This is a genomic window from Paraburkholderia sp. EG286B, from assembly GCF_040965655.1.
Taxonomy (GTDB): domain Bacteria; phylum Pseudomonadota; class Gammaproteobacteria; order Burkholderiales; family Burkholderiaceae; genus Paraburkholderia.
Genome location: NZ_JBFRCF010000094.1, coordinates 1 through 2,373 on the forward strand (window position 1 = coordinate 1; position 2,373 = coordinate 2,373).

4 protein-coding genes are annotated in these 2,373 nt (G+C 57.3%); 2 read left to right on the top strand and 2 right to left on the bottom strand.

Features of this window, described 5'->3' with window-relative positions; all coding sequences use genetic code 11:
* Nucleotides 1–1,173, top strand: a 1,173-nt coding sequence (locus AB4Y42_RS43755; RefSeq protein ID WP_368697823.1) for a thioesterase domain-containing protein, incomplete at its 5' end; no start/stop codon positions are given.
* 152 nt (nucleotides 1,174–1,325) lie between these two features.
* Here AB4Y42_RS43755 and AB4Y42_RS43760 read toward each other — a convergent pair.
* Complete coding sequence (locus tag AB4Y42_RS43760; RefSeq protein WP_368697824.1) at nucleotides 1,326–1,532, bottom strand: hypothetical protein; 207 nt, start codon at nucleotides 1,530–1,532, stop codon at nucleotides 1,326–1,328.
* A gap of 100 nt (nucleotides 1,533–1,632) precedes the next feature.
* Between AB4Y42_RS43760 and AB4Y42_RS43765 the strand changes: the two genes are divergently transcribed.
* On the top strand, nucleotides 1,633–1,956 hold the full coding sequence (locus AB4Y42_RS43765; protein ID WP_368697826.1) for a transposase: 324 nt from the start codon (nucleotides 1,633–1,635) through the stop codon (nucleotides 1,954–1,956).
* A 51-nt stretch (nucleotides 1,957–2,007) separates the two neighbouring features.
* On the opposite strand, the gene AB4Y42_RS43770 is transcribed toward AB4Y42_RS43765, so the two are convergent.
* A partial coding sequence (locus tag AB4Y42_RS43770) for a transposase domain-containing protein (protein WP_368697825.1) occupies nucleotides 2,008–2,373 on the bottom strand: 366 nt, incomplete at its 5' end.

Sequence of the window (2,373 nt, forward strand, 5' to 3'; positions counted from 1 at the left end):
ATGGCGGCACTGCCCTTGACGCCGAACGGCAAGCTGGACCGCCAGGCGCTGCCGGCGCCGGAGGATGAGGCGTATGCGCGGCGGAGCTACGAGCCGCCGCAAGGCGAGATCGAGACCGCGCTGGCAAAGCTCTGGGCGGAGCTTCTGGGGCTAGAGCGGGTCGGGCGGCACGACCACTTCTTCGAACTGGGTGGCCACTCGCTGCTGGCGGTGCGGCTGCTCAGTCGCGCAGTCGATCTCGGGCTCAAGTTCAGCGCCGCCGACCTCTTCCAAGCCCCCGTTCTAAAGGAACTTGCATCAAAGGTTCATTTGGAACCACTGCCCAGCAGCTCGGGAGTGATTTGTGTTTCTCGAGAAACCGGATCGCAGCCGCCGCTGTTCTTTGTTCCCACAGGTTTTGGCGATTGCTCCTATGTCCTTAGTTTGGTCCAGGAGATGGACGCAGGATGTCCTGTCTACGCTTTGCCATGGCCGCCATTTAGTGAAGTTCAATTTCCAACTTTGAAAGAGATGGCCTCGCAACTCAATTTGGCAATTAGAGAGATCCAGCCACGAGGTCCATATCGCCTCGCTGGATACTCATCAGGAGGAATCTTGGCTTACGCAATTGCGCAACGGTTACTGGATCAAGACGAAACTGTTTCATTCCTCGCTCTAATTGACGTTGTACTATCTTCGCATCCATCAAGCGTATCGCCCACCCAAATGATACAAGAAGTGCTCCTGGAATCTCTCGAAGTAGACGACGAGAGGTTCGAACTACTTGAACGCCTCTTTGGAAGAAGTTCAATTTCTAAATTCCTTGAAAAGGCACAGAAAATTGGAGTGATCCCTTTGGATCGCAACCTGCATAACGACATCCTGACGTATGAAAGGGCCGTACAATTCCAACGGGCGCTGGACTCGTATCAAGTTCCGTCCCTCCCAATCGAGGTATACCAATTCTATGCCAATGAACCTCTTCGCCACCGGGCACGATCTCGCAAAAATTCTGCAGGTCCAGAAGCACGCTCTCCTTTGCGGGGTTGGGACCGCGTTTTGAGTGCAAAGGCCATTCATGCCGTGCCAATTCCAGGTGACCATATAACTATGATGAATGTCCCCGCGAACCGCCAAGTTCTGGCTCGATGCCTATTAACGGCTCTTGGCCAGTCAGCGACGGGCGCCGCATAAAAGGTTCATAGGGCACAGGCGGAAACCTATGCCCATGAAATCGCTCTGAAACTACAAAGTGATTGGAGTATAGGAATCTCATCAAAGGCGAGAGGTGGCCTCGTTCGTTCGGACAGGATCTGCGAGTTTTTAAGTGGAATTGCTGGAGGCAATCAAGCTGCCGATTTTGTCGCAGGCAGCGTGGCGAAGTATGCTTCATCCGGTGTCTGATCGGCCAGCCTCGAATGAGGCTGAATATTCCACGCCAAATCGAACGTGAATTCCACGCGAAAGCGAACAGCAAGGTGCTGTAGCGTAAGCGGCTCGCGATGGCCGTCGTAGACGGCCGCGAGGATCGGCATCAAAGTGATGTCCATCATTTTCGAAATGGTGGACACCATTTTGTCAGAGCCAACACAGAGGCCCGGCAGCCGTAAAGGCCGCCCGAACCATAGTCCCGAATTCCGCCGTCGCCTGGCGATGGCGGCTTGCGAACCAGGGGTGTCAATCGCCAGGCTGGCCCGTGAGAACGGCTTGAACGCGAACCTCCTGTTCACGTGGCGGCGCCGGTATCTGGCGGAACAGCAAGCCGAGGCGGTGCACCTCGTTCCGGTGGCGATCGTGAACGAGGTGCCATCGGTCAATGAACCTCCTGCGCTGCCAGAGTCTGAGGTCGTGAGGCCGGCTGGTTCAATCGTAAGCGGCAGTTTCTCCGTATGCGGTCCACGAACGACGTCTCTCAGAGTGAGACGGTCGAAGGCGTGTTGGCGGCTTTGTAAAACCGACACTACACGGCGGCAGTAAGCGTTCGAATGAGGCCGTAGTTCCGGGAGTTGACGGGCGCGGAGGGAGCGGCTACCGAATGGGCCTGGCCCTCGCGGCCGCAGGCAGGTGCGGTGCGACGTTCCAGGGCAGCAGCTCGTCGATGCGGTTGGCCGGATGCTCGGCAATGTGCTCGAGCACGCAGGCGAGATACGCTTCGGGGTCCAGACCGTTCAGACGTGCGGTCCCAATGAGGGAGTACATCGCTGCGGCCCGCTCGCCTCCGCTGTCGGAGCCGGCGAACATGAAGTTACGGCGACCAAGAGCGACGCCTGTCGATGGCGGTCTAAATCCGCGCAAATCTGGCGGCGTCACATAGAGGCGGCGTGACGCGAGAGCAAAAAAGAACTCGCGGAAATGACCAACGCATCGTGACCGGGGCTTGTTGATGCAGGGCAC

What these genes read in the sequence shown, in the direction of transcription:
- AB4Y42_RS43765 (WP_368697826.1), top strand. Translation starts at nt 1,633, where the DNA reads ATGGCGGCTTGCGAACCAGGGGTGTCAATCGCCAGGCTGGCCCGTGAG.
- AB4Y42_RS43760 (WP_368697824.1), bottom strand. Translation starts at nt 1,532, where the DNA reads ATGATGGACATCACTTTGATGCCGATCCTCGCGGCCGTCTACGACGGC.